The following is a 19,843-nucleotide window of genomic DNA, read 5'->3' as shown; positions in this document are numbered from 1 at the left end:
GCAATAGTTGAAGCTTTGGGGCACCTAGATGTGCCGGTCGAACACCGCCTTGGCCCGGCCCCAGACGCCCGCATCGAGATCGTCCAGCGTCAGCAGCGACGGCAGCAATTGCGCGGCGAAGTCCTGGCTGCTTTCGACCGGCAGCAGCGAGGGCAGGTTGTCGATGGCCATGACATCCAGCACCGGATCCCTTGCCACGCGCAGGGCGGGGGCGGCCCATGTCGTGGCGCTGGAATAGACCGGGACCGGGTTGTAATCGCTGTCGGGGTCGCAGGCGACATCGCCGATGACGGACAGCGTGCGGGATTGGCTGAGCGCCACACGCGGGACAAAGACCGGCGTGCCGGGGCGCGCGAAGATGCAGTTGAGGAAGATGTCATGGGCGAGGATCTCGGGGAAGGGTCCGCCCGACGCGGTTTCGGCCATGTCCCAGCGGGTGACGGGCAGGTCCATCGCCTTGCAGAGGTCGGCGGCCCCCGATCCGACCCGGCCCAGCGCGCCGATGACGAGGGCGGCGGGCCGCTCCTCGCTACTGCGCAGCTCCTCGCCCAGGCTGGCGAGAAGCGCATCCTTGCTGGCATAGGGCGCGACGGGGCCGCAAATCTCTCCGCGTCTCTGCGCCGTCCAGGCCATCAGCGAGGCCGCAGCCCCCGCGAACCCGGCCCAATAGCCGAAGGCGGCGACGCGGCGGCCCTCCTCATCGACCAGGTATTCCAGATCGTAGAGCGTGCCGCCCCCCGCCTTGAACCGGTCCAGCAGGATACGGCCCGAATGTTGGCCCTTGAAGGCATGGCCGAACATGATGTGGCGATGTTTGAGCGGCGTACCATCCTCGGGCAGTTCCTTCAGCCCGAAGATGATCGCATCCTCGGGCGCATCGGGCCAGGCGTTCTCCGGTGCGATCTCGGCCCCCGCCGCGGCATAGCCCGTCAAACCGGCGGCGCGGGTGGAGCTGTCTTCCATCGTCACGCGGAGGCCCTTGGCGATCAGCGCGCGAACCCCATCCGGTGTGACGCCGCAGCGTTGCTCGTTCTCGCGTTGTTCGGCGCGGATCCACAGATGCGTCATGTCGGTCCTTTCACAGATGGGTGCGGGCAAACTGGCGGTCGGGGCCTTCCAGATGGGGCAGCGCGTTGAACTGGGTCAGGGCGAGGTGCCCTTCGAGCGGCAACCAGCGGCTGAGCGAGGTGTTCTCGATCGCGAGACACACCCGCGCCATGGCCTCCAGCGACAGGCCCAGCGTGATCCGCATCGCCATGCCGATGACGCCGCCCGAGGTGATCACGATGCTGCGCCCGTCATTCTGCATCAGGTCACGCAGGCCCGCGCCGACGCGGGTTTCGAAATCGGCGAAGCTTTCGGGCGTATCGGCGATCTCATCGGCCTGCCACGCGGCCAGCATCCGGGGCATGAACTGCACGAAATCCTCGCGCGTGTCCGGGATGGCGACCCCGTGCTGCGCCTCGAACAGATGCGCGATGGTGAAGAACTCCATCTCGTCGAATCGGGCATCGGTCTCTGCCCCCTCGATCCCCATCGCGTCAGCCGTCTGCCGGTGTCGGTGCAGCCCGCCGCGATAGCTATGCGCGAAGACCTCACCGGCATCGCCCAGATGCGCGCCGAGCCAACCGGCCTGCCGCGCGCCAAGTTCGCTGAGTTGGTCATAGCTGACCTCGTCTCGGGCTGCGGTATTGGCCTGGCCGTGGCGGACAAGGGTGATCTGGGACATGCGGGCTCTCCTTCGCCGATGGTCTAGGCGTTTGGCAGGGCGGGGAAAAGGCACGATGACGGAAAAACGCGCGGGGCCGTCGCGCATGGGGGTCTTTCGCTGCCCGTGCTTTGGCATAGAATGGGGCCAAGCAACCGGGAGGCCCCTTCACATGTCCGACGCAATCCGTTTCCAGCTCGATGGCGAAGAGGTCACGGCCGAGAAGGGCATGACCATCTGGGAGGTGGCGAATGGCCGGGGCCTGGTCATCCCGCATCTGTGCCACAAGCCGCAGCCCGGCTATCGCCCCGACGGCAATTGCCGCGCCTGCATGGTCGAGATCGAGGGCGAGCGGGTGCTGGCGGCCTCGTGCATCCGCGAACCGTCCGAGGGGATGGTGGTGACGACCAACTCGGGCCGTGCGAAATCCGCGCGCAGAATGGTGATGGAGATGCTGCTTGCCGACCAGCCCGAGCGTGACGCAGCGCATAACAAGTCCAGCCACCTCTGGGACATGGCCGCGTTGTGCGGCGTCAGGACAAGCCGGTTGCCGACACTGGAGGCCGACCGGATCCCGATCCTCGATGACAGCCATATCGCGATGCGCGTGAACCTGGATGCCTGCATCCAATGCGGGCTCTGCGTTCGGGCCTGCCGCGAGGTGCAGGTCAACGATGTGATCGGTATGGCGGGGCGCGGTCACGATGCCTATCCGGTCTTCGATCAGGCCGACCCGATGGGCGACAGCACCTGCGTGGCCTGCGGCGAATGCGTGCAGGCCTGTCCCACCGGCGCGCTGATGGAGGCGACTGTGCTGGATGACGCCCAGGTCGGTGACCGGGCCGATTACGACAGCGAGACCGAAAGCGTCTGCCCCTTCTGCGGCGTCGGCTGCAAGGTCAGCCTCAAGGTCAAGGATGGCCGCATCAAATATGTCGAGGGCATCAACGGGCCCGCCAATGAAGGGCGGCTCTGCGTCAAGGGGCGGTTCGGGTTCGACTATATCCACCATCCGCACCGCCTGACCAAGCCGCTGATCCGACGCGAGGATGCGCCCGCGAAGGGGCTGAACGTGGACCCCGCCAACTGGCAGACGCATTTCCGCGAGGCCAGTTGGGAAGAGGCGATGGAGGTCGCAGCCGGGGGCCTCAGCCGGTTGCGCGAGACCCATGGCGGGCGGTCCGTCGCGGGGTTCGGCAGCGCCAAGTGCACGAATGAGGAAGCCTACCTGTTCCAGCGCTTCATCCGTGAAGGCTTCGGGCACAACAATGTCGATCACTGCACGCGGCTCTGCCATGCGTCCTCGGTCTCGGCGCTGATCGAGAATGTCGGCTCGGGCGCGGTCACGGCCACGTTCAACGAGATCAAGAACGCCGATGTGGCGATTGTCATTGGCGCGAACCCGGTCGAGAACCACCCCGTTGCCGCGACCTATTTCAAGCAGTTCACCAAGCGCGGCGGCAAGCTGATCGTGATGGACCCGCGCGGCGTGGGCCTGCGCAAGTTCGCCAGCCACATGCTGCAATTCCGCCCCGGCGCGGATGTCTCGATGCTGAACGCGATCATGCATGTGATCGTGGAGGAGGAGCTTTACGACAAGCAATATATCGAAGCCTATACCGAGAACTGGGAGGCCGAGAAGGCGCATCTGGCCGATTTCAGCCCCGAGAAGATGGAGGCCATCTGTGGCGTTGCGCCGGACGTGATCCGCGACGTGGCGCGGACCTTCGCGCGGGCGAAATCGGCGATGATCTTCTGGGGGATGGGCGTCAGCCAGCATATCCACGGCACGGATAACTCGCGCTGCCTGATCGCACTGGCGCTGATGTGCGGCCATGTCGGTCGGCCCGGCACCGGGCTGCACCCCCTGCGCGGGCAGAACAACGTGCAAGGCGCGTCGGATGCGGGTCTGATTCCGATGTTTCTGCCGGACTACCAGAGTGTCACCGATGACCGGATCCGCAAGAACTACACCGATGTCTGGGGCGCGCAGGATTTCTCGGCCGAAAAGGGCCTGACCGTGACCGAGATCGTCGACGCGGTTTACGCGGGCGATATCAAGGGCATGTATATCCAGGGCGAGAACCCGGCGATGAGCGACCCGGATGTCGACCACGCCCGCGACGCCTTCGCCAAGCTGGAGCACCTGGTCGTGCAGGACATCTTCCTGACCGAGACCGCGAATTTCGCCGATGTGATCCTGCCCGCCTCGACGCTTTATGAGAAGAGCGGCACGGTTTCCAACACCAACCGGCAGGTGCAGATGGTGCGCCCCGCCGTCAGCCCGCCGGGCGAGGCGCGCGAGGATTGGGCCGTGACCGTGGAGCTTGCACAGCGGATCGGGCTGGACTGGACGTTTACCCATCCCAGCCAGGTCTTCGCCGAGATGAAGCAGAACATGGGCAGCCTCGACAACATCACCTGGGAGCGGTTGGAGAAGGAGACCGTGACCTACCCCTCGCTCTCCCCGGAAGATCCCGGCCAGGCGGTGGTGTTCGGCGATGGCTTCCCGCGCGCAAATGGCCGCGCCCGGTTCGCGCCCGCCAGTGTGATCGCGCCCGACGAGGCGCCCGATGCCGAATATCCGATGATCCTGACCACGGGGCGGCAGTTGGAACATTGGCACACGGGCTCGATGACACGGCGGTCCAAGGTGCTGGACGCGGTGGAGCCGGAGGCAAACTGCTCGCTCAACCCCCGCACGCTGAAATTGATGGGGGTGGAACCCGGCGAGATGATCCGCCTGACCACGCGGCGCGGCTCGATCGAGATCATGGCGCGGGCCGATCGCGCGATTGCCGAGGATATGGTGTTCGTCCCCTTCGCCTATGTCGAGGCGGCGGCCAATGTGCTGACCAATCCGGCGATTGACCCCTACGGCAAGATCCCCGAGTTCAAATTCGCCGCCGTGCGGGTCGAGAAGACGGGCCAGGTCGCGGCGGAGTAGCGGTCAGTAGAACCCGAGGCCCTGCCGGATTACCGGCAGCAGCGCGGCGGCGACGATGCCGACACCCGCGCCGATCACCAGGCGCGGCAGGAAGGTGCCGAAGCGCGGACTGGCGATGCTGAGCGCGCCGCAGACTGTCGCGTAGAATCCGAGGGTTATAGGGTCCATGCCGGGCAAGGTAGCATAAACCGCCCGACCCCGCGCCGTTTTCTTGCGGGGATTGCAACGTCTGCGCAGTGGAGGCAATCTGGCGGTCATGAACATAGATCCTGACCGCTTCCTGTCCGACCTCCACCACCTGCGCAGTTTTGGCGCGACCGGCCCCGGCGTCGTGCGCCGCGCCTTTTCACCGCCCGATATTGCGGCGCGGGAATGGCTGGTCGACCAGATCAATGCCGCCGGACTGGCCCCCCATGTCGACCCGGCGGGCAATGTCTTCGGGCTGGCCGGGGGGCGCTCCTTGCTGATCGGCTCGCATAGCGACACGCAGCCCGAAGGCGGCTGGCTGGACGGGGCGCTTGGCGTCATCGCGGGGCTGGAGATCGCGCGCGCGTCGGCTGGGGCGGGCGGGCCGCCGATTTCTTTCGTCAGCTTCCAGGATGAGGAGGGACGCTTTGGCGCGCTCACCGGCAGCGATGTCTGGTCTGGGACTGTCAGCATGGCGGAGGCCGATCAATATGCCGACCGGGATGGCGTGCGCTTTGGCACCGCGCGTCAGGGGCTGGCGCATCTGATGGCGGAGGAGTTCGTCGATCCCGCCCGGTTTAGCGGTTTCCTGGAGATGCATATCGAACAGGGCCCGGTGCTGGACATGGCGGGCGAGGCGGTGGGGGTCGTGACCTCGATCGTCGGCTCGCGGCAGTTGCAGGTGACTCTGAAAGGCCAGCAGAACCACGCCGGAACCACCCCGATGGCGATGCGGCGCGACGCGTTTCAGGGCGCGGCCGAGGTGGCGGTGCGTCTGCGCGCGCGGATGGCCAATGTGGTCACGCCGGAATCTGTCTGGACCATCGGCAATATGCGGGTGCATCCCGGTGCGTCCTCCATCGTGCCGGGGCTGGCGGAGTTTCCGCTGCAATGGCGCGACCGCGACGGCGACCGGCTGGACCGGATGGAGGACGTGATCCGCGCCGTTCTGGATGAAGTGGCGGAGGAAACCGGGCTGGAGGTGACGGCACGGCAGATGCGCGCCGACCTGGTGCCGGTGGCGATGGACGAAGGGATGCAGGCCGCACTGAGCAAAGCGGCGGAGGTCCACGCGGCGGGGCGCTGGCGGTCGATGCCCTCGGGCGCGCTGCACGATGCGTCGAACGTGTCGCGGCTGATGCCCGTGGGAATGCTCTTCGTGCCCTCCATCGGCGGGATCAGCCACGATTTCGCCGAGGACACCGCCGAGGGCGACCTCGTCACCGGCCTGACGGTGCTGGCGGAGGCGGCAGAGCGGCTGGCACGGTAGGGAACCCTCCTGCGGTCTGGGGCGTTTGCCTTGCAAGAGACCGTCAACCACGAGGAGAGTTCGCAATGGTCGATACCTATCCGATTCCCCCCGCCAATATTGAACCCAACGTCGATACCGCCGGATTGCAGAACGTGCTGACGCATACCGTGCACGCCAAGGACCGGCTGCAAACCGTGCGCGAGAACCTGGACCGGACGACGTTGAACGTCGCCGACAGCCTGATCGCCAAGCATATCGCCCATTCCGAACAGCTGTCCCGCATGATCACCGAAAAGGGCGGCAAGCCGGATGCCAGCGGCGGGGTCGGCTCAAGCCTGTCGGCTTCGCTCAGCAAGATCGGGGCGATGTTCGACGATGACACCGCCGATTCGATGGAAACGATCCGCGACGGCGAAGAGGAGGTCATGGACGCTTTCGGCGAAGCGCTTGGCAAGATCACCGACGGGCCGGAACATGACGAGCTGGTCGAGATGCGCGACGAGATTTCGCGGATTTGCAAGGGCGATACCGTCGCCTAGCCCCAGGTCACATCCCCCAGAAAAATATACCCCGCGCCGTAGATCGTCTTGATCAGGCGCGGGTTTTTGGCATGTATCGGTGCATGGCTCATGCAGTGTTCTTTCAGAATCCCCAATCGAAATACAAAGATAGGCCGGGTGAAGCTTATCATTTCCAAAAGAAGTACCTTGGGATGGTGCTTGAGACAGTCGGTGACTGGATTGTTTTCTACGAAGGGAGAGGACAGGGAGGGGCGTTCGGATATGTCGCTCTTCAAAAGGTCGAGGATGTGAAACCTGATCCAGCTGAACCGGGAATGTTCTTTGCAGTCATGGATCGCGGAAGCCTGCTGCAACTTGAGAGCAAGGTTGGACGGGCTGGTCCCGATGGGCGAGCCTACGAGATCAACCTGCGCGGCCGCGATGGTCGCCCGATGGCGGGTGGAAACAACACCTCAGCAGTCCGGCGTCTCACCCCACCTGAGTTCCATTCCATTGTCAGCGCAGGATTGGTGGAGGAGCCAGGTCCGTATTCAATGCCGCGAACGCCCGATGGCTTCTCAGAAGGGCAGGCCGAGTTTAGCCATGTTGGATTGTTGGATGACCGCCTGAGCATCCTCTCCTCTCGCCCAATGCGCGACGCTATGTTCTCTCGGATGGTAAGACGAGCTTATCGCGGCAAGTGCGCAATCTCCGGGTTGGATCTAAGAAACGGTGGAGGACGTCCAGAAGTTCAAGCTGCGCATATCCGGCCAGTCTCCCGGCGTGGGCCGGATGTCGTGCAGAATGGGCTCGCGCTTTCAGGAACCTTGCACTGGATGTTTGATCGTGGTCTCATTTCAGTTGCGGAAGATCATAAAATACTGATTTCTCATAACAAAGTTCCTCAAGACACGGTCAGGCGGCTCATCAACCCGGGGCAGCGTCTGGCACTCCCAGCAAACCCGCGAGATCATCCTCACCCTGAGTACCTAAAGTATCACCGGGAAGAGATTTTTGGCCGCTTGGGCTAAGGGCCTCACCCCCAGGTCACATCCCCCAGAAAAATATACCCCGCGCCGTAGATTGTCTTGATCAGGCGCGGGTTCTTGGGGTCTTCGCGCAGCTTGGTGCGCAACCGGCTGACGCGGACATCCATCGCGCGGTCGAAGCTTTCGCCCGCCGCACCGCCAAGCGTTTCCTGCATCTGCTGGCGTGAAATCAGGCGCTTGGGGCTGTCGAGGAAGAGGCGGAGAACCTCGCCCTCGGCGTGGGAAAAGCTGACCTCGTCGCCGTTTTCGGCCACCAGCACGTAGCGGTCGAAATGCGCCGTCCAGCCCGCGAAACGGGCGGTTTGCGCCTCGGCGGGCTTGGCCCTGGCGTCGCGCAGGCGAACGCGGACGCGGGCCACGACCTCGGCCGGGTCGAAGGGCTTGATGATGTAATCGTCGGCCCCCAGTTCCAGCCCCGTCACCCGGTCCTGCACCTGCGCCCTGCCTGAAATGATGATGATTGCCGCCCCGGATTCCAGCGCCAGCCGATGCACCAGCGCCAGCCCGTCGCGGTCGGGCAGGCCCAGATCGACCAGGCAGACATCGGGCGTGGTGGATTGCAGCGCGGCCTCGAACTCGGTCGCGCGGGCATAGGTGGCGGTGCGGAATCCGGCCTCCTGCAACGCTTCGGACAGCATCAGCCTTATCTGGGGTTCGTCGTCCAGGATGGCGACAAGGGGCGCGGTCATGGCGCGACCTCCTGGCTGAGGACGGCGTGAAGCTGCCCGGCGTTGAAGGGTTTCGACAGCACCGGCCAGCGGGTCGCACCGCGGGCGCGCAACGGGTGCGTTTCGGGCAGCGAGGTCATCAGCGCCAGCCGCAGGTCGGGGCGCTGATCCGCGATGCGCTCCAGCAGGTCGACGCCGGTTGTGTGGCCCGGCAGCTTGATATCGGACAGCACCGCGTCGATGGCGGGCAGGTCCGACAGTGTCAGCGCCTCGGTGAAATTGTCGGCCTCGATCACCTGGTGGCCCTGATCGGTCAGCATCTCGCGGACCGAGACGCGCAGGGCGGGCATGTCTTCCACCAGCAGCACCAGCTTGGGTTGCGCGGCGTCGGCGGGCACGGGGCGCAGCGGCAGGCGCAGGGTGACGCGCGCGCCGCCCTGGTGGTTGGCAAGCGTGACATTGCCGCCCGACAGCTTGGCCATGTCGAACACCATCGACAGGCCGAGCCCCGATCCGGCCTGCCCCTTGGTGGTGAAGAACGGATCCAGCGCGCCGGCCAGCGCCTCACGGGAAAATCCCGGCCCGCTATCCTCGACCACGATCTCGAACCAGGTGTCGCGGACCTTGTGGGCGCGGAGGGTGATCGTGCCGCGTTCCGCCCCGATGGCGTCCCGGGCGTTGAGGACGAGGTTCAACAGGCTGTCCTGCAGCGAGCCTTCGTCGAGCATCAGCAACTCGTCCGGCAGGCTCTGCGTGATGGAGAGGTCGATATGGTCGGGCAGGGGCGCGCGGGCGAGCGCGGCGAAATTCTCGAAGAACCGGCGCATCTCGACCGGCGCGGGGGCCAGTTCGCGGGGCCCCGAGATATGCGCGATCCGGTCCAGCAACGTGCCGCCCCGGCGCGCGGCGGCGGTCGTCGCGGCGGTCATTTCGCGCGCGGCATCGCTGAGCGGGGTCTTTTCCAGGCGGCTTTGCAGCCCGAGGATGATGGTCAGCAGGTTCGAGAAATCATGCGCCAGCCCGCTGGTCAGTTGCGCCGCCAGTTCCCGCTTGTGGGTCTGGGCCAGCGCCTCGCGGGTCTGCGTTTCCTCGGTCACGTCGGTCGACAGCAGGTAGGCCCCGCCATCACTGGTGTCCGGGGTGAAGGCGGTGCGGATGCGGCGGCCCGAATCCGCATCGGTGAATTCATACACGCAAGCGCTTCCGTCCAGCGCCTTGTGCAGGAAGGGCCGCAGCCGCCGCGCCAGCGCGGGGCCAAGCGCGTCATCGAAATGCAGCCCGGTGATGTCGGCGCGACGCCCCGGCAGAAGGGTCGAAAGCCGCCTGTTGGTATAGAGATAGACCTCGTCGCGGCTGATATGGGCGATATGGGCGGGCATCATTTCGGTGGTCAGGCGGGTGCGGGCCTCGGCCTCGGCCAGCCCGCGCTTGGCCTCCTCCAGTTGCGCGATGGTGGCCTCGAGCTGGCGGTTGGTGCGGGCCAGTTCCTCGGCATGGGTCAGAAGCTGGTCGGACAGTTCCTCTGACCGGGCGCGCAACAGCCCCTCCTGGTTCTTGATCGAGGTGATGTCGGTATAGACCGTGACCCAGCCGCCGCCGGGCAGGGGGCTGCCCTCGACGCTGATGGTGCGCCCGTTGGACCGGGTGCGTTCCATGTAATGCGGCACGAAATCACGGGCCTGGTCGACACGGACCTGCACGAACGCGTCAATATCCTCGACCGCGCCGTATTCACCGGTGGTGGCGAGGTAGCGGATGGTTTCGTCGAAGGGTGCTCCGGGGGTGACAAGATGTTGGGGCAGTCCGAACATCGTCTGGTAGGGCCGGTTACAAACCGCCAGCCGCAGGTTGCTGTCGAAGATCGACAGCGCCTGCTGGATCAGGTTCAACCCGGCGCGGGTCATCTGGGCGGTGGCGTCCGATCTGGCCATGTGCTCTCTCCGGGTCAGCCTGTCATGGCTACACCGCCGCGCAGGGCGCCGCCAAGCCCTGTTACAATTCGTTAGGATTGCGCAAAAGTCAGGACAAATTTGCCGGTGACAGATGTGCAGGTCACGTTTCGCGCAGTGAGTCGCGCAGGGGAAGGCGTGACCACGGTGCCGGGGATAGCCCGGTCAGGGGAGGAAGACATTTGGCTGAGAAGACCGCGGTCCGGGGACGCCCCCAATCCGTGCCGGAATTGCTGGCGCGCAATGTCGCGCAGTTCGGCAGCAAGCCGGCCTATCGGGAAAAGGAATTCGGGATCTGGCAAAGCTGGACCTGGCGCGAAGCCGCCGACGAGATCGAGGCCATCGCGCTCGGCTTTCTGGCGCTGGGGGCCGCCGAGGGCGATCATATCGCCATCATCGGCCGCAACCGTCCCGCGCTCTACTGGTCGATGGTCGCCGCGATGAAGATCGGCGCGGTTCCAGTGCCGCTTTACCAGGATGCCAGCGCCGAGGAGATGGCCTATGTCGTCGATCATTCCGGCGCGCGCTTTACCATCTGCGGCGATCAGGAGCAGGTCGACAAGGTGATCGAGGTGCAGGAGACGGTCAAATGCGTCGAGCACATCATCTACCAGGATCCGCGTGGATTGCGGAAATACGACCACACCACGCTGCACGCGCTCTCTGACATCCAGGGCGAGGGCCGCGCCGCGCGCGTGAGGCTGATGCCAGAGCTTGAGCGCCGCGAGAGCAAGCTGGAATATGACGACACCTGCGTGATGCTCTACACCTCGGGCACCACGGGCAAGCCCAAGGGCGTGGTGCTGTCCAACCGCAACGTGATCGAGACGGCCAAGAATTCGTCGGAGTTCGATCACCTGCGCCCGTCGGAGGACATCCTGGCCTATCTGCCGATGGCCTGGGTCGGTGATTTCATCTTCTCCATCGGGCAGGCCTATTGGACGGGGTTCTGCACCAACTGCCCCGAAAGCGCCGACACGATGATGACCGACCTGCGCGAGATCGGGCCGACCTATTACTTTGCCCCGCCGCGCGTGTTCGAGACGCAATTGACCAATGTGATGATCCGCATGGAGGATGCGGGGAAATTCAAGAAGCGCCTTTTCGACAAGTACATGGCGCACGCGAAAAAGGTCGGTCCCGCCATATTGGACGGCAAGCCGGTCAGCATGGGCGACAGGATCAAGTACTGGATCGGCGACAAGCTGATCTACGGCCCGTTGAAGAACACGCTCGGGCTTTCGCGCGTGCGCGTGGGCTATACGGCGGGGGAGGCGATTGGGCCGGAGATCTTCGAGTTCTACCGCTCGCTCGGCATCAACCTGAAACAGCTCTACGGCCAGACCGAGGCGACCGTGTTCATCACCGCGCAGCCCGATGGCGAAGTGCGCGCCGATACCGTGGGTGTGCCGTCGCCCGGCGTCGAGATCAAGATCGCCGAGAATGGCGAGATCTTCTATCGCTCGCCCGGCACATTCGTGGAGTATTACAAGAACCCCGAAAGCACGGCGGATACCAAGGACGCGGAAGGGTGGGTGGCCACTGGCGATGCGGGCTTCTTCGAGGAAGAGACCGGGCATCTGCGCATCATCGACCGCGCCAAGGATGTGGGGCAGATGGCCGATGGCAGCCTGTTCGCGCCGAAATATGTTGAAAACAAGCTGAAATTCTACCCCGACATCCTGGAGGCCGTGGTTTTCGGCAATGGCCGCAACCGCTGCACCGCCTTCATCAATATCGACCTGACCGCCGTGGGCAACTGGGCCGAGCGCAACAATATCGCCTATGGGTCGTATCAGGAACTGGCGCAGCATCCGCGGGTTCTGAACACCATTCAGGAACATGTCGAGACGGTGAACAAGTCCCTGGCCAATGACGAGATGCTGTCAGGCTGCCAGATCCACCGCTTCCTGATCCTGCACAAGGAACTGGATGCCGATGACGGCGAGATGACGCGGACCAGAAAAGTGCGCCGCAAGATCATCGAGGAGAAATTCCACGACCTGATCACCGCGCTCTATGACGGGTCGGACGAAATCTACACCGAGACCGAAGTGACCTATGAGGATGGCCGCAAGGGCAAGATCAAGGCCACGCTCCAGATCCGCGACGCGGCGGTGATCGAGGATACGGCACATACGAGGGTGGCTGCGGAATGAATGACATGAGCACCAGCACCGTCACCGAGGACGGGCGCACGATTGGCGGCGTCATGATGGAGATGCGCAATATTACCCTGCGGTTCGGGGGCGTTGTGGCGATCAAGGACATCTCCTTCGACATCCGCGAGGGCGAGATCCGGGCCATTATCGGGCCCAATGGCGCGGGGAAATCCTCGATGCTGAACGTGATCTCGGGCTTCTACCATCCGCAGGAGGGCGAGGTCTGGTATCACGGCGCCCGCCGCAAGGCGATGAAGCCCTACCAGGTCGCCCGGCAGGGCATCGCGCGGACCTTCCAGAACATCGCCCTTTTTGACGGGATGAGCGTGCTGGACAACATCATGACCGGGCGGATCAACCACATGAGCTCCAGCTTTCTCGACCAGGCGATCTGGTGGGGAAAGGCGCAGCGCGAAGAGGTGGAGCATCGCCGCAAAGCCGAGGAAATCATTGACTTTCTCGAGATCCAGGCGATCCGCAAGACACCTGTTGGGCGGCTGCCTTATGGCTTGAAGAAGCGGGTCGAACTGGCCCGCGCGCTGGTGGCGGAACCCAAGCTGCTCCTGCTCGATGAACCGATGGCGGGGATGAACGTGGAGGAGAAGGAAGACATGTCGCGCTTCATCCTCGACGTGAACGATGAGTTCGGCACCACCATCGCCCTGATCGAGCACGATATGGGCGTGGTCATGGACCTGTCCGACCGTGTCGTGGTGATGGATTACGGCAAGAAGATCGGCGATGGCAGCCCCGACGAGGTGCGCCAGAACCAGGAGGTTATCGACGCCTATCTGGGGGTGGCGCATGACTGAATTTCCTCTGAAACGGGCGTACACCCCCCGTACACCCCCCGATGCACCCCCTGTACAGACGGCATGGCGTTTCGGAGTTGCGTCGATCTTTTCGGTGTTGGCCTCGTCTGTCGCAGCGCAGGACACCCCCGCTGAGTGGGCGGTGCATCGAATCTATGCCGACTACAACTTTTGCCGCGAAATCATCATGAACGCTAACCCGATAATTGGTCCGCACGCGATTGCGGGGCTGGCGGCGGATGCCGCCAACGGTGCGGTGCGTCTGGATGTAACCCTGCACTCCGCCACGCAGGGCGGCAGCGGGTTGGCGGAGTACAGGTTTCATAACGGCGAGGGCCTTCTGATGCGCTGCAGTTTTTTTGCGCCGCTTGCCCCCGCGACCGCCAACGAGGTGCGCGCGCTGATGGAGGACGGATATGGCGACCCGATCGCCGCGCCCAACTTCATGCCGCATGACGAGTCCGCAGGCAGTCGTAGGGTCTTCCCCTGTATCGATCCGGACCAACCAGGAGCGCCGCAGACGAATATTCATGCCGAGATCTTTGAAGACGTCAATCAGGACGGTGTGCCAGGCTACCGGATCTTTTTCAGTGTTTTCTTTGACGATGTGCCGCTCGCCTGTTCGGAGCGACTTCAATGATCGTGACCCAACCCGTTAACACCCTAGCAATGAGGCCGCGACATGCCTGAACAACTCATCTTCGCGATGGAGGTCACGCTCAACGGCCTGATGACCGGCGTGATGTATTCGCTGGTGGCGCTCGGCTTCGTGCTGATCTTCAAGGCCTCCGGCATCTTCAATTATGCGCAAGGGGTGATGGCCCTTTTCGCCGCCATGACGCTGGTCGGCATCCAGGAGGGGCGGGTGCCGTTCAGTCACCTGATCAACGCCATCTTCGGCACCGAGATCTACGATTTCGGCTGGGATGTGCCGGCGCTGCTGGCGATCCTTCTGACGGTGCTGGTGATGGTCGGCTTCGCCTTCTTCGTGCAGAAGGTGATCTTCAAGCACCTCGTGGGGCAGGAGCCGATCATCCTCTTCATGGCCACCATCGGCCTTGCCTATTTCCTGGAAGGGGTGGCCGACCTGATGTGGGGGTCCGAGATCCGGACGCTGGATGTGGGCCTGCCTCAGGGCATCAACCTGGCGATTGACGAGACCACCTTCAACTGGTTCGGCTACGGCTTCTTCATCGACAACCTCGATATCGTCGCCACCATCGTGGCCGCCGTGCTGGTCGCCGGGCTGGTGGCGTTCGCGCAATACACCAAGCAGGGCCGCGCCATGCGGGCGGTGGCCGATGACCACCAAGCGGCGCTGTCGGTGGGCATCTCGCTGAATTTCGTCTGGATCCTCGTGTGGTCGCTGGCGGGCTTTGTCGCGCTGGTTGCGGGCATCATGTGGGGCGCGAAATCGGGGGTTCAGTTCTCGCTGAGCCTGATCGCGCTGAAGGCGCTGCCGGTGCTGATGCTGGGCGGCTTCACCTCGATCCCCGGCGCGATTGTCGGCGGGCTGATCATCGGCGTGGGCGAGGCATTGTTCGAGTTCTCGGTCGGGCCGCTGATCGGGGGGGCGACGGAAAACTGGTTCGCCTATGTGCTGGCGCTGCTGTTCCTCGTGTTCCGGCCGCAGGGCCTCTTTGGGGAGAAGATCATTGAGAGGGTGTGACGAGCGCCGGGAAAGGGCTCCGGTGGAGCGTTTTCAGCGAGGGACGGGCGGAGCCCCTGCCGGTGCGGCATGGTGGGTGAACCCGCGCGGGCGCGGACCCATCCACCCAAGGGGGGATGCGACATGGCCAAGCTGATTGCGATCCTGAATGTCATCGCCTGGTCGGGGTTCTGGGCCTTCGGCTATCTCGCGCTGAGCGCGGATGCCGATCACACCGGGCATGTGACCGTGGCCGTCATCCTTGCCGCCATCGGCGCGGGGCTGGGCCTCTTCGCCTATCTCTGGCTGGTGCGCCATTCCGAGCGCACCGGCTACGCCACGCCCGCCAACCGGGCCGATCATACAATCGAAGATGAGGAAACCGTCTGATGTTCTATCGTGAAGCAGGTGACTTCAAGACCACCTATGCCGCCGACAACCAGACCTTTCCCATCGCCTTCGACCGGTGGCGCTACTGGGCGGTCCTATTCGTGGCGGTCTTCGTCATTCCCCTTGTCATCAACGATTACTGGGCCAACGCGCTGCTGATCCCGTTCCTGATCTATGCCATTGCCGCCATCGGGCTGAATATCCTGACCGGCTATTGCGGGCAGGTCAGCCTTGGCACCGGCGGGTTCATGGCGGTGGGGGCCTATGCGACCTACAAGCTGATGACGGCCTTTGTCTGGATGGACATGGTGACGATCACGCTTCTGTCGGGGCTGATCACGGCGGGGGTGGGCGTTCTCTTTGGCCTGCCGAGCCTGCGGATCAAGGGGTTCTACCTGGCGGTGGCGACATTGGCGGCGCAGTTCTTCCTGGTCTGGATCTTCAACCGGGTGCCGTGGTTCTACAACTATTCCGCCTCGGGCCAGATCAACGCGCCCGAGCGGATGATGTTCGGGGTGCCGGTGACCGGGCCGAATGCCGAGGTCTGGGTGAAATACCTCTTTGCGCTGGGCTTTGTCATCGTGCTGTCCTGGGTCGCGCGCAACCTGACGCGCGGATCGGTCGGGCGGCAATGGATGGCGATCCGCGACATGGATATCGCCGCCGAGATCATCGGGGTGAACCCGCTGAAGGCCAAGCTGACGGCCTTTGCGATCTCCTCGTTTTTCGTGGGCGTGTCCGGGGCGCTGCTGTTCTCGATCTTCCTGGGCGCGGTCGAGGTCGGCGAAGCCTTCGGCATCTCCAAGTCGTTCCTCGTGCTGTTCATGGTGATCATCGGGGGGTTGGGGTCGATCTTCGGCAGCTTCGCGGGGGCGGCCTTCATGGTGCTGTTGCCGGTGGTGCTGAAGATCGTCGGCGTCGACATGTTCGGCTGGCCCACCGATATCGTGCAGCATCTGCAATTCGTCATCGTCGGCGGGCTGATCGTCTTCTTCCTGATCGTCGAGCCGCATGGCCTGGCGCAGCTGTGGCGCCTGGCGAAGGAAAAACTGAGACTCTGGCCGTTCCCGCATTGACGGGTGGGGCCACAACAACAACGACATCCAAAGGATCCAAGGGAGGACCAAAGATGAAGAAACTTCTGACACTGACCGTGGCGGGCCTGATGGCCGCGGGACCGGCGATGGCCGAGCTCGTGTTCCCGTCGCTGAGCTACCGGACCGGGCCCTATGCGGCGGGGGGCATCCCCTTTGCCGATGGCTATGCCGACTACTTCACGCTGCTGAACGAGCGTGACGGCGGCATCGGCGGCGTGATGACGCGCGTGCCCGAATGCGAGACCGCCTATAACACCGAGCGCGGCGTGGAATGCTACGAGGCCACCCGCGGTGAAGGCGCGCTGGTCTATCAGCCGCTATCGACCGGCATCACCTACCAGCTGATCCCGCGCGTGACCGCCGATGGCATCCCGCTGCACACGATGGGCTATGGCCGCACCTCGGCCGCCAATGGCGAAGTGTTCGAATGGGTCTTCAACTACCCGGCGAATTACTGGGATGGCGCATCGGTGATCATCAACTACCTGCTGGAGCAGAATGAGGGCTCGCTGGAGGGCCAGAAGATCGCGCTGCTCTACCACAACTCGGCCTATGGCCGCGAGCCGATCCGCACGCTGGAGATCCTGGCCGAGGAGCATGGCTTCGAGCTGGTGCAACTGGCCGTCGATCACCCCGGCCAGGAACAGGGCAACCAATGGCTGACCATCCGCCGCGAGCGTCCCGATTATGTCGTGATGTGGGGCTGGGGCGTGATGAACCAGGTCGCGGTGCAGGAAGCCGCCAACATCCGGTATCCGATGGATCAGTTCATCGGCAACTGGTGGGCCGGTGCCGAACATGACGTGATGCCCGCCGGTGCCGATGCCGATGGCTACCTGTCGCTGAACATGAACGTGCTGGGCGATCTGCCGGTCTTCGACGAGATCCAGCAGTATGTGCATGATGCCGGCCTTGCCGCCGGTGACGGCTCGAACCTCGGCTCAGTGCTCTATACCCGTGGCATGTATGCCGCGATGCTGGCCGCCGAGGCCGCCCGCACCGCGCAGGAAATCCACGGTGTCGACCAGATCGACGCATCCATGATGCGCGACGGCATGGAAGCGCTGGAAATCACCGAAGAGCGGATGGAAGAACTGGGCATGCCCGGCGTCGGCCCCGCCTTTGAGGTGACCTGCGCCAACCATGGCGGCCCCGGCATGGGCCGTATCCAGCAGTGGAACGCCGCCGATCAGGAATGGGTCACGCTGACCGATTTCATCGCGCCCGACGATTCCGTCACGCAGCCGCTGATCGAGGAAGACTCGATGGCCTTCGCGGAAGAAAGCGGAATCGAGCCGCGCGACTGCGCGATGTAAGCCGACGCCAGACCATCCCCGGCGGCGGCACAGCGCCCGCCGCCGGGACCAACTTTCACGACTGATTTGGGCCGAGAGAGGCCGGAGATTTCGCCATGCTGGACGCCGCACCGACCGATCAGGACACGCTGCTTGAGGTCAACAATATCGAGGTGATCTACAATCACGTCATCCTGGTGCTGAAGGGCGTCAGCCTGAAGGTGCCCAAGGGCGGCATCACCGCGCTGCTTGGCGGCAACGGGGCGGGCAAGACGACGACGCTGAAGGCCGTGTCCAACCTGCTGCATAGTGAGCGCGGCGAGGTTACCAAGGGCTCGATCGTCTATCGCGGCGAACGGGTGCAGGACCTCAGCCCCTCGGACCTCGTCGAACGCGGCGTGATCCAGGTGATGGAGGGCCGCCACTGTTTCGAACACCTGACCATCGAGGAAAACCTGCTGACCGGCAGCTACACCCGCAAGGACGGGCGCGGCGCCATCGCCGCCGATCTCGATCTGGTCTATGACTATTTCCCCCGGCTCAAGGAACGCCGCCGCAGCCAGGCGGGCTATACCTCGGGCGGGGAACAGCAGATGTGCGCCATCGGCCGCGCCCTGATGAGCCGCCCGGAGACCATTTTGCTGGATGAGCCGTCGATGGGCCTGGCTCCGCAACTGGTCGAGGAGATCTTCGGCATCGTGAAGGGCCTGAATGAGAACGAGGGCGTGACCTTCCTGCTGGCCGAGCAGAACACCAACGTGGCGCTGCGCTTCGCGCATTACGGCTACATCCTGGAATCGGGCCGCGTCGTGATGGACGGCCCCGCCGCCAGCCTGCGCGAGAACCCGGATGTGAAGGAATTCTACCTCGGCATGTCCGAGGAGGGCCGCAAATCGTTCCGCGATGTGCGGTCGTATCGTCGCCGCAAGAGGTGGTTGAGCTGATGAAGGACGCTGTTGTGACATCGCATTTCGACAAGCTGGAAACCCGCAGCGCCGATCAGCGGGCCGCCGATATGGCCAGGGCCCTGCCCGAGCAGATCGCGCGGGCCAAGGCGTTGGCAGGGTATGCAACCTCTCTGGCCGGGATCGACCCGGCCTCGGTGACCGACCGCACCGCGCTTGCCGCGCTGCCGGTGCTGCGCAAATCCGAGATCGGCAAGGCGCAGGCCGGGGAGGCGCCGCTTGGCGGGTTCGCGGGCCCGGTCAGCGGATTTGCGCATATCTTCCAAAGCCCCGGGCCGATCTATGAGCCCGGTAACATCGGTGATGACTGGTGGCGCATGGGCCGGTTCCTGCACGCCGCCGGTGTGGGCAAGGGCGATATCGTGCAGAACTGTTTCGGCTATCACCTGACGCCCGCCGGCATGATCTTCGAATCGGGGGCGCGCGCCGTGGGGGCGACCGTGCTGCCCGCGGGCACCGGCCAGACCGAGCTGCAAGCCCGCGCCGCGCATGACATCGGCGTCACGGCCTATGCGGGCACGCCGGATTTCCTGAAGGTGATCCTGGACAAGGCCGACCAGATGGGGCTTTCGCTGTCGATCACAAAGGCGGTGGTGGGCGGCGGGGCGCTGTTCCCCAGCCTGCGGCAGGAATATGCCGACCGGGGCATCGCCTGCCTGCAAAGCTATGCCACCGCCGATCTGGGCAACATCGCCTATGAAAGCGCCGCGATCGAGGGGATGATCGTCGATGAGGGCGTGATCGTCGAGATCGTGCGCCCCGGCACCGGGGATCCGGTCGCCGAGGGCGAAGTGGGCGAGGTCGTGGTCACAACGCTGAACCCCGATTACCCGCTGATCCGTTTTGCCACGGGCGATCTGAGCGCTGTCATGGCAGGCGAAAGCCCCTGTGGCCGCACCAATATGCGCATCAAGGGCTGGATGGGCCGCGCCGACCAGACGACCAAGATCAAGGGCATGTTCGTGCGCCCCGAACAGGTCGCCGACCTGGTCGCGCGCCATCCCGACCTGACCCGCGCCCGCATCGTCGCGGAACGAGAAGGCGAGATGGACGTTATGCAGGTGCAACTGGAGACCGAGGCCACTGACGCAAGCGTTTATGAACAATCGGTTCTGGATACGCTAAAGTTGAGGGGGCGAATCGAGATCGTTCCGGTCGGATCCCTGCCGAATGACGGCAAAGTCATCGAGGATCGCCGCAGCTACGACTGATCTC

General features: G+C 64.3%; 18 protein-coding genes. 13 read left to right on the top strand and 5 right to left on the bottom strand.

All coding sequences use genetic code 11. The features are described from left to right. Window positions 1–24: 24 nt before the first annotated feature. Window positions 25–1,068: a saccharopine dehydrogenase gene (locus AC13C7_RS16055; RefSeq protein WP_482868066.1), complete on the bottom strand. Its 1,044-nt coding sequence runs from the start codon at window positions 1,066–1,068 to the stop codon at window positions 25–27. A 10-nt stretch (window positions 1,069–1,078) separates the two neighbouring features. Further along, entirely contained in the window at window positions 1,079–1,729 is a 651-nt protein-coding gene (locus AC13C7_RS16050; RefSeq protein ID WP_446117842.1) for a histidine phosphatase family protein, read from the bottom strand. A 151-nt stretch (window positions 1,730–1,880) separates the two neighbouring features. On the opposite strand from AC13C7_RS16050, the gene fdhF reads away from it, so the two are divergent. Further along, window positions 1,881–4,655, top strand: a complete 2,775-nt coding sequence (gene fdhF / locus AC13C7_RS16045; RefSeq protein WP_482868065.1) for a formate dehydrogenase subunit alpha — start codon at window positions 1,881–1,883, stop codon at window positions 4,653–4,655. Between the two features lie 3 nt (window positions 4,656–4,658). Here fdhF and AC13C7_RS16040 read toward each other — a convergent pair whose 3' ends face one another. After that, on the bottom strand, window positions 4,659–4,823 hold the full coding sequence (locus tag AC13C7_RS16040; protein ID WP_172318695.1) for a hypothetical protein: 165 nt from the start codon (window positions 4,821–4,823) through the stop codon (window positions 4,659–4,661). A gap of 88 nt (window positions 4,824–4,911) precedes the next feature. On the opposite strand from AC13C7_RS16040, the gene AC13C7_RS16035 reads away from it, so the two are divergent. The 3 genes from AC13C7_RS16035 (at window position 4,912) to AC13C7_RS16025 (ending at window position 7,624) form a co-directional block, all read left to right on the top strand. Continuing rightward, window positions 4,912–6,111 carry a hydantoinase/carbamoylase family amidase gene (locus tag AC13C7_RS16035; protein WP_482868064.1) on the top strand — a complete coding sequence of 400 codons (1,200 nt, stop codon included), beginning with the start codon at window positions 4,912–4,914 and terminating at the stop codon, window positions 6,109–6,111. Window positions 6,112–6,176: 65 nt separating this feature from the next. Then, window positions 6,177–6,632 (top strand): DUF2383 domain-containing protein, encoded by a 456-nt coding sequence (locus AC13C7_RS16030; RefSeq protein ID WP_172318697.1) that lies wholly within the window; start codon window positions 6,177–6,179, stop codon window positions 6,630–6,632. An 83-nt stretch (window positions 6,633–6,715) separates the two neighbouring features. Continuing rightward, the gene (locus AC13C7_RS16025; RefSeq protein ID WP_482868063.1) at window positions 6,716–7,624 is read left to right on the top strand and encodes an HNH endonuclease; all 909 of its coding nucleotides are present in this window, start codon (window positions 6,716–6,718) and stop codon (window positions 7,622–7,624) included. A gap of 5 nt (window positions 7,625–7,629) precedes the next feature. Here the strand turns inward: AC13C7_RS16025 and AC13C7_RS16020 are convergent, their stop codons facing one another. Together AC13C7_RS16020 and AC13C7_RS16015 are read right to left on the bottom strand one after the other, a co-directional pair. Beyond that, window positions 7,630–8,331: a response regulator transcription factor gene (locus AC13C7_RS16020; protein WP_172318698.1), complete on the bottom strand. Its 702-nt coding sequence runs from the start codon at window positions 8,329–8,331 to the stop codon at window positions 7,630–7,632. After that, window positions 8,328–10,241: a PAS-domain containing protein gene (locus AC13C7_RS16015; RefSeq protein ID WP_482868062.1), complete on the bottom strand. Its 1,914-nt coding sequence runs from the start codon at window positions 10,239–10,241 to the stop codon at window positions 8,328–8,330. The genes AC13C7_RS16020 and AC13C7_RS16015 overlap by 4 nt, the downstream gene beginning before the upstream one ends. Window positions 10,242–10,441: 200 nt before the next feature. Here AC13C7_RS16015 and AC13C7_RS16010 point away from each other — a divergent pair, with 200 nt between their 5' ends. The 9 genes from AC13C7_RS16010 to AC13C7_RS15970 all read left to right on the top strand — a co-directional run bounded on the left by AC13C7_RS16010 (window position 10,442) and on the right by AC13C7_RS15970 (window position 19,839). Further along, a complete protein-coding gene (locus AC13C7_RS16010) occupies window positions 10,442–12,418 on the top strand; it encodes an AMP-binding protein (RefSeq protein ID WP_482868061.1) in 1,977 nt (658 codons plus the stop codon). Beyond that, window positions 12,415–13,233 carry an ABC transporter ATP-binding protein gene (locus AC13C7_RS16005; protein WP_172318701.1) on the top strand — a complete coding sequence of 273 codons (819 nt, stop codon included), beginning with the start codon at window positions 12,415–12,417 and terminating at the stop codon, window positions 13,231–13,233. Before AC13C7_RS16010 ends, AC13C7_RS16005 begins: the two co-directional genes overlap by 4 nt. Continuing rightward, window positions 13,226–13,873: a hypothetical protein gene (locus tag AC13C7_RS16000; protein ID WP_172318703.1), complete on the top strand. Its 648-nt coding sequence runs from the start codon at window positions 13,226–13,228 to the stop codon at window positions 13,871–13,873. The genes AC13C7_RS16005 and AC13C7_RS16000 overlap by 8 nt, the downstream gene beginning before the upstream one ends. Before the next feature lie 42 nt (window positions 13,874–13,915). Further along, window positions 13,916–14,902: a branched-chain amino acid ABC transporter permease gene (locus tag AC13C7_RS15995; protein ID WP_172318705.1), complete on the top strand. Its 987-nt coding sequence runs from the start codon at window positions 13,916–13,918 to the stop codon at window positions 14,900–14,902. Window positions 14,903–15,025: 123 nt separating this feature from the next. After that, window positions 15,026–15,271: a hypothetical protein gene (locus tag AC13C7_RS15990; RefSeq protein WP_446119910.1), complete on the top strand. Its 246-nt coding sequence runs from the start codon at window positions 15,026–15,028 to the stop codon at window positions 15,269–15,271. After that, entirely contained in the window at window positions 15,271–16,347 is a 1,077-nt protein-coding gene (locus AC13C7_RS15985) for a branched-chain amino acid ABC transporter permease (RefSeq protein WP_172318709.1), read from the top strand. Before AC13C7_RS15990 ends, AC13C7_RS15985 begins: the two co-directional genes overlap by 1 nt. Before the next feature lie 53 nt (window positions 16,348–16,400). Next, window positions 16,401–17,684: an ABC transporter substrate-binding protein gene (locus AC13C7_RS15980; protein ID WP_172318711.1), complete on the top strand. Its 1,284-nt coding sequence runs from the start codon at window positions 16,401–16,403 to the stop codon at window positions 17,682–17,684. Between the two features lie 95 nt (window positions 17,685–17,779). Next, window positions 17,780–18,607 (top strand): ABC transporter ATP-binding protein, encoded by an 828-nt coding sequence (locus AC13C7_RS15975; protein ID WP_446119907.1) that lies wholly within the window; start codon window positions 17,780–17,782, stop codon window positions 18,605–18,607. After that, window positions 18,607–19,839: a phenylacetate--CoA ligase family protein gene (locus AC13C7_RS15970; protein ID WP_482868060.1), complete on the top strand. Its 1,233-nt coding sequence runs from the start codon at window positions 18,607–18,609 to the stop codon at window positions 19,837–19,839. Before AC13C7_RS15975 ends, AC13C7_RS15970 begins: the two co-directional genes overlap by 1 nt. Window positions 19,840–19,843 lie beyond the last annotated feature (4 nt).

The sequence above is a fragment of the Alterinioella sp. B-7 genome, from assembly GCF_056857775.1.
The sequence above is the reverse complement of the archived record's forward strand: the minus strand, read 5'-3'. Positions and strand labels throughout refer to the sequence as shown.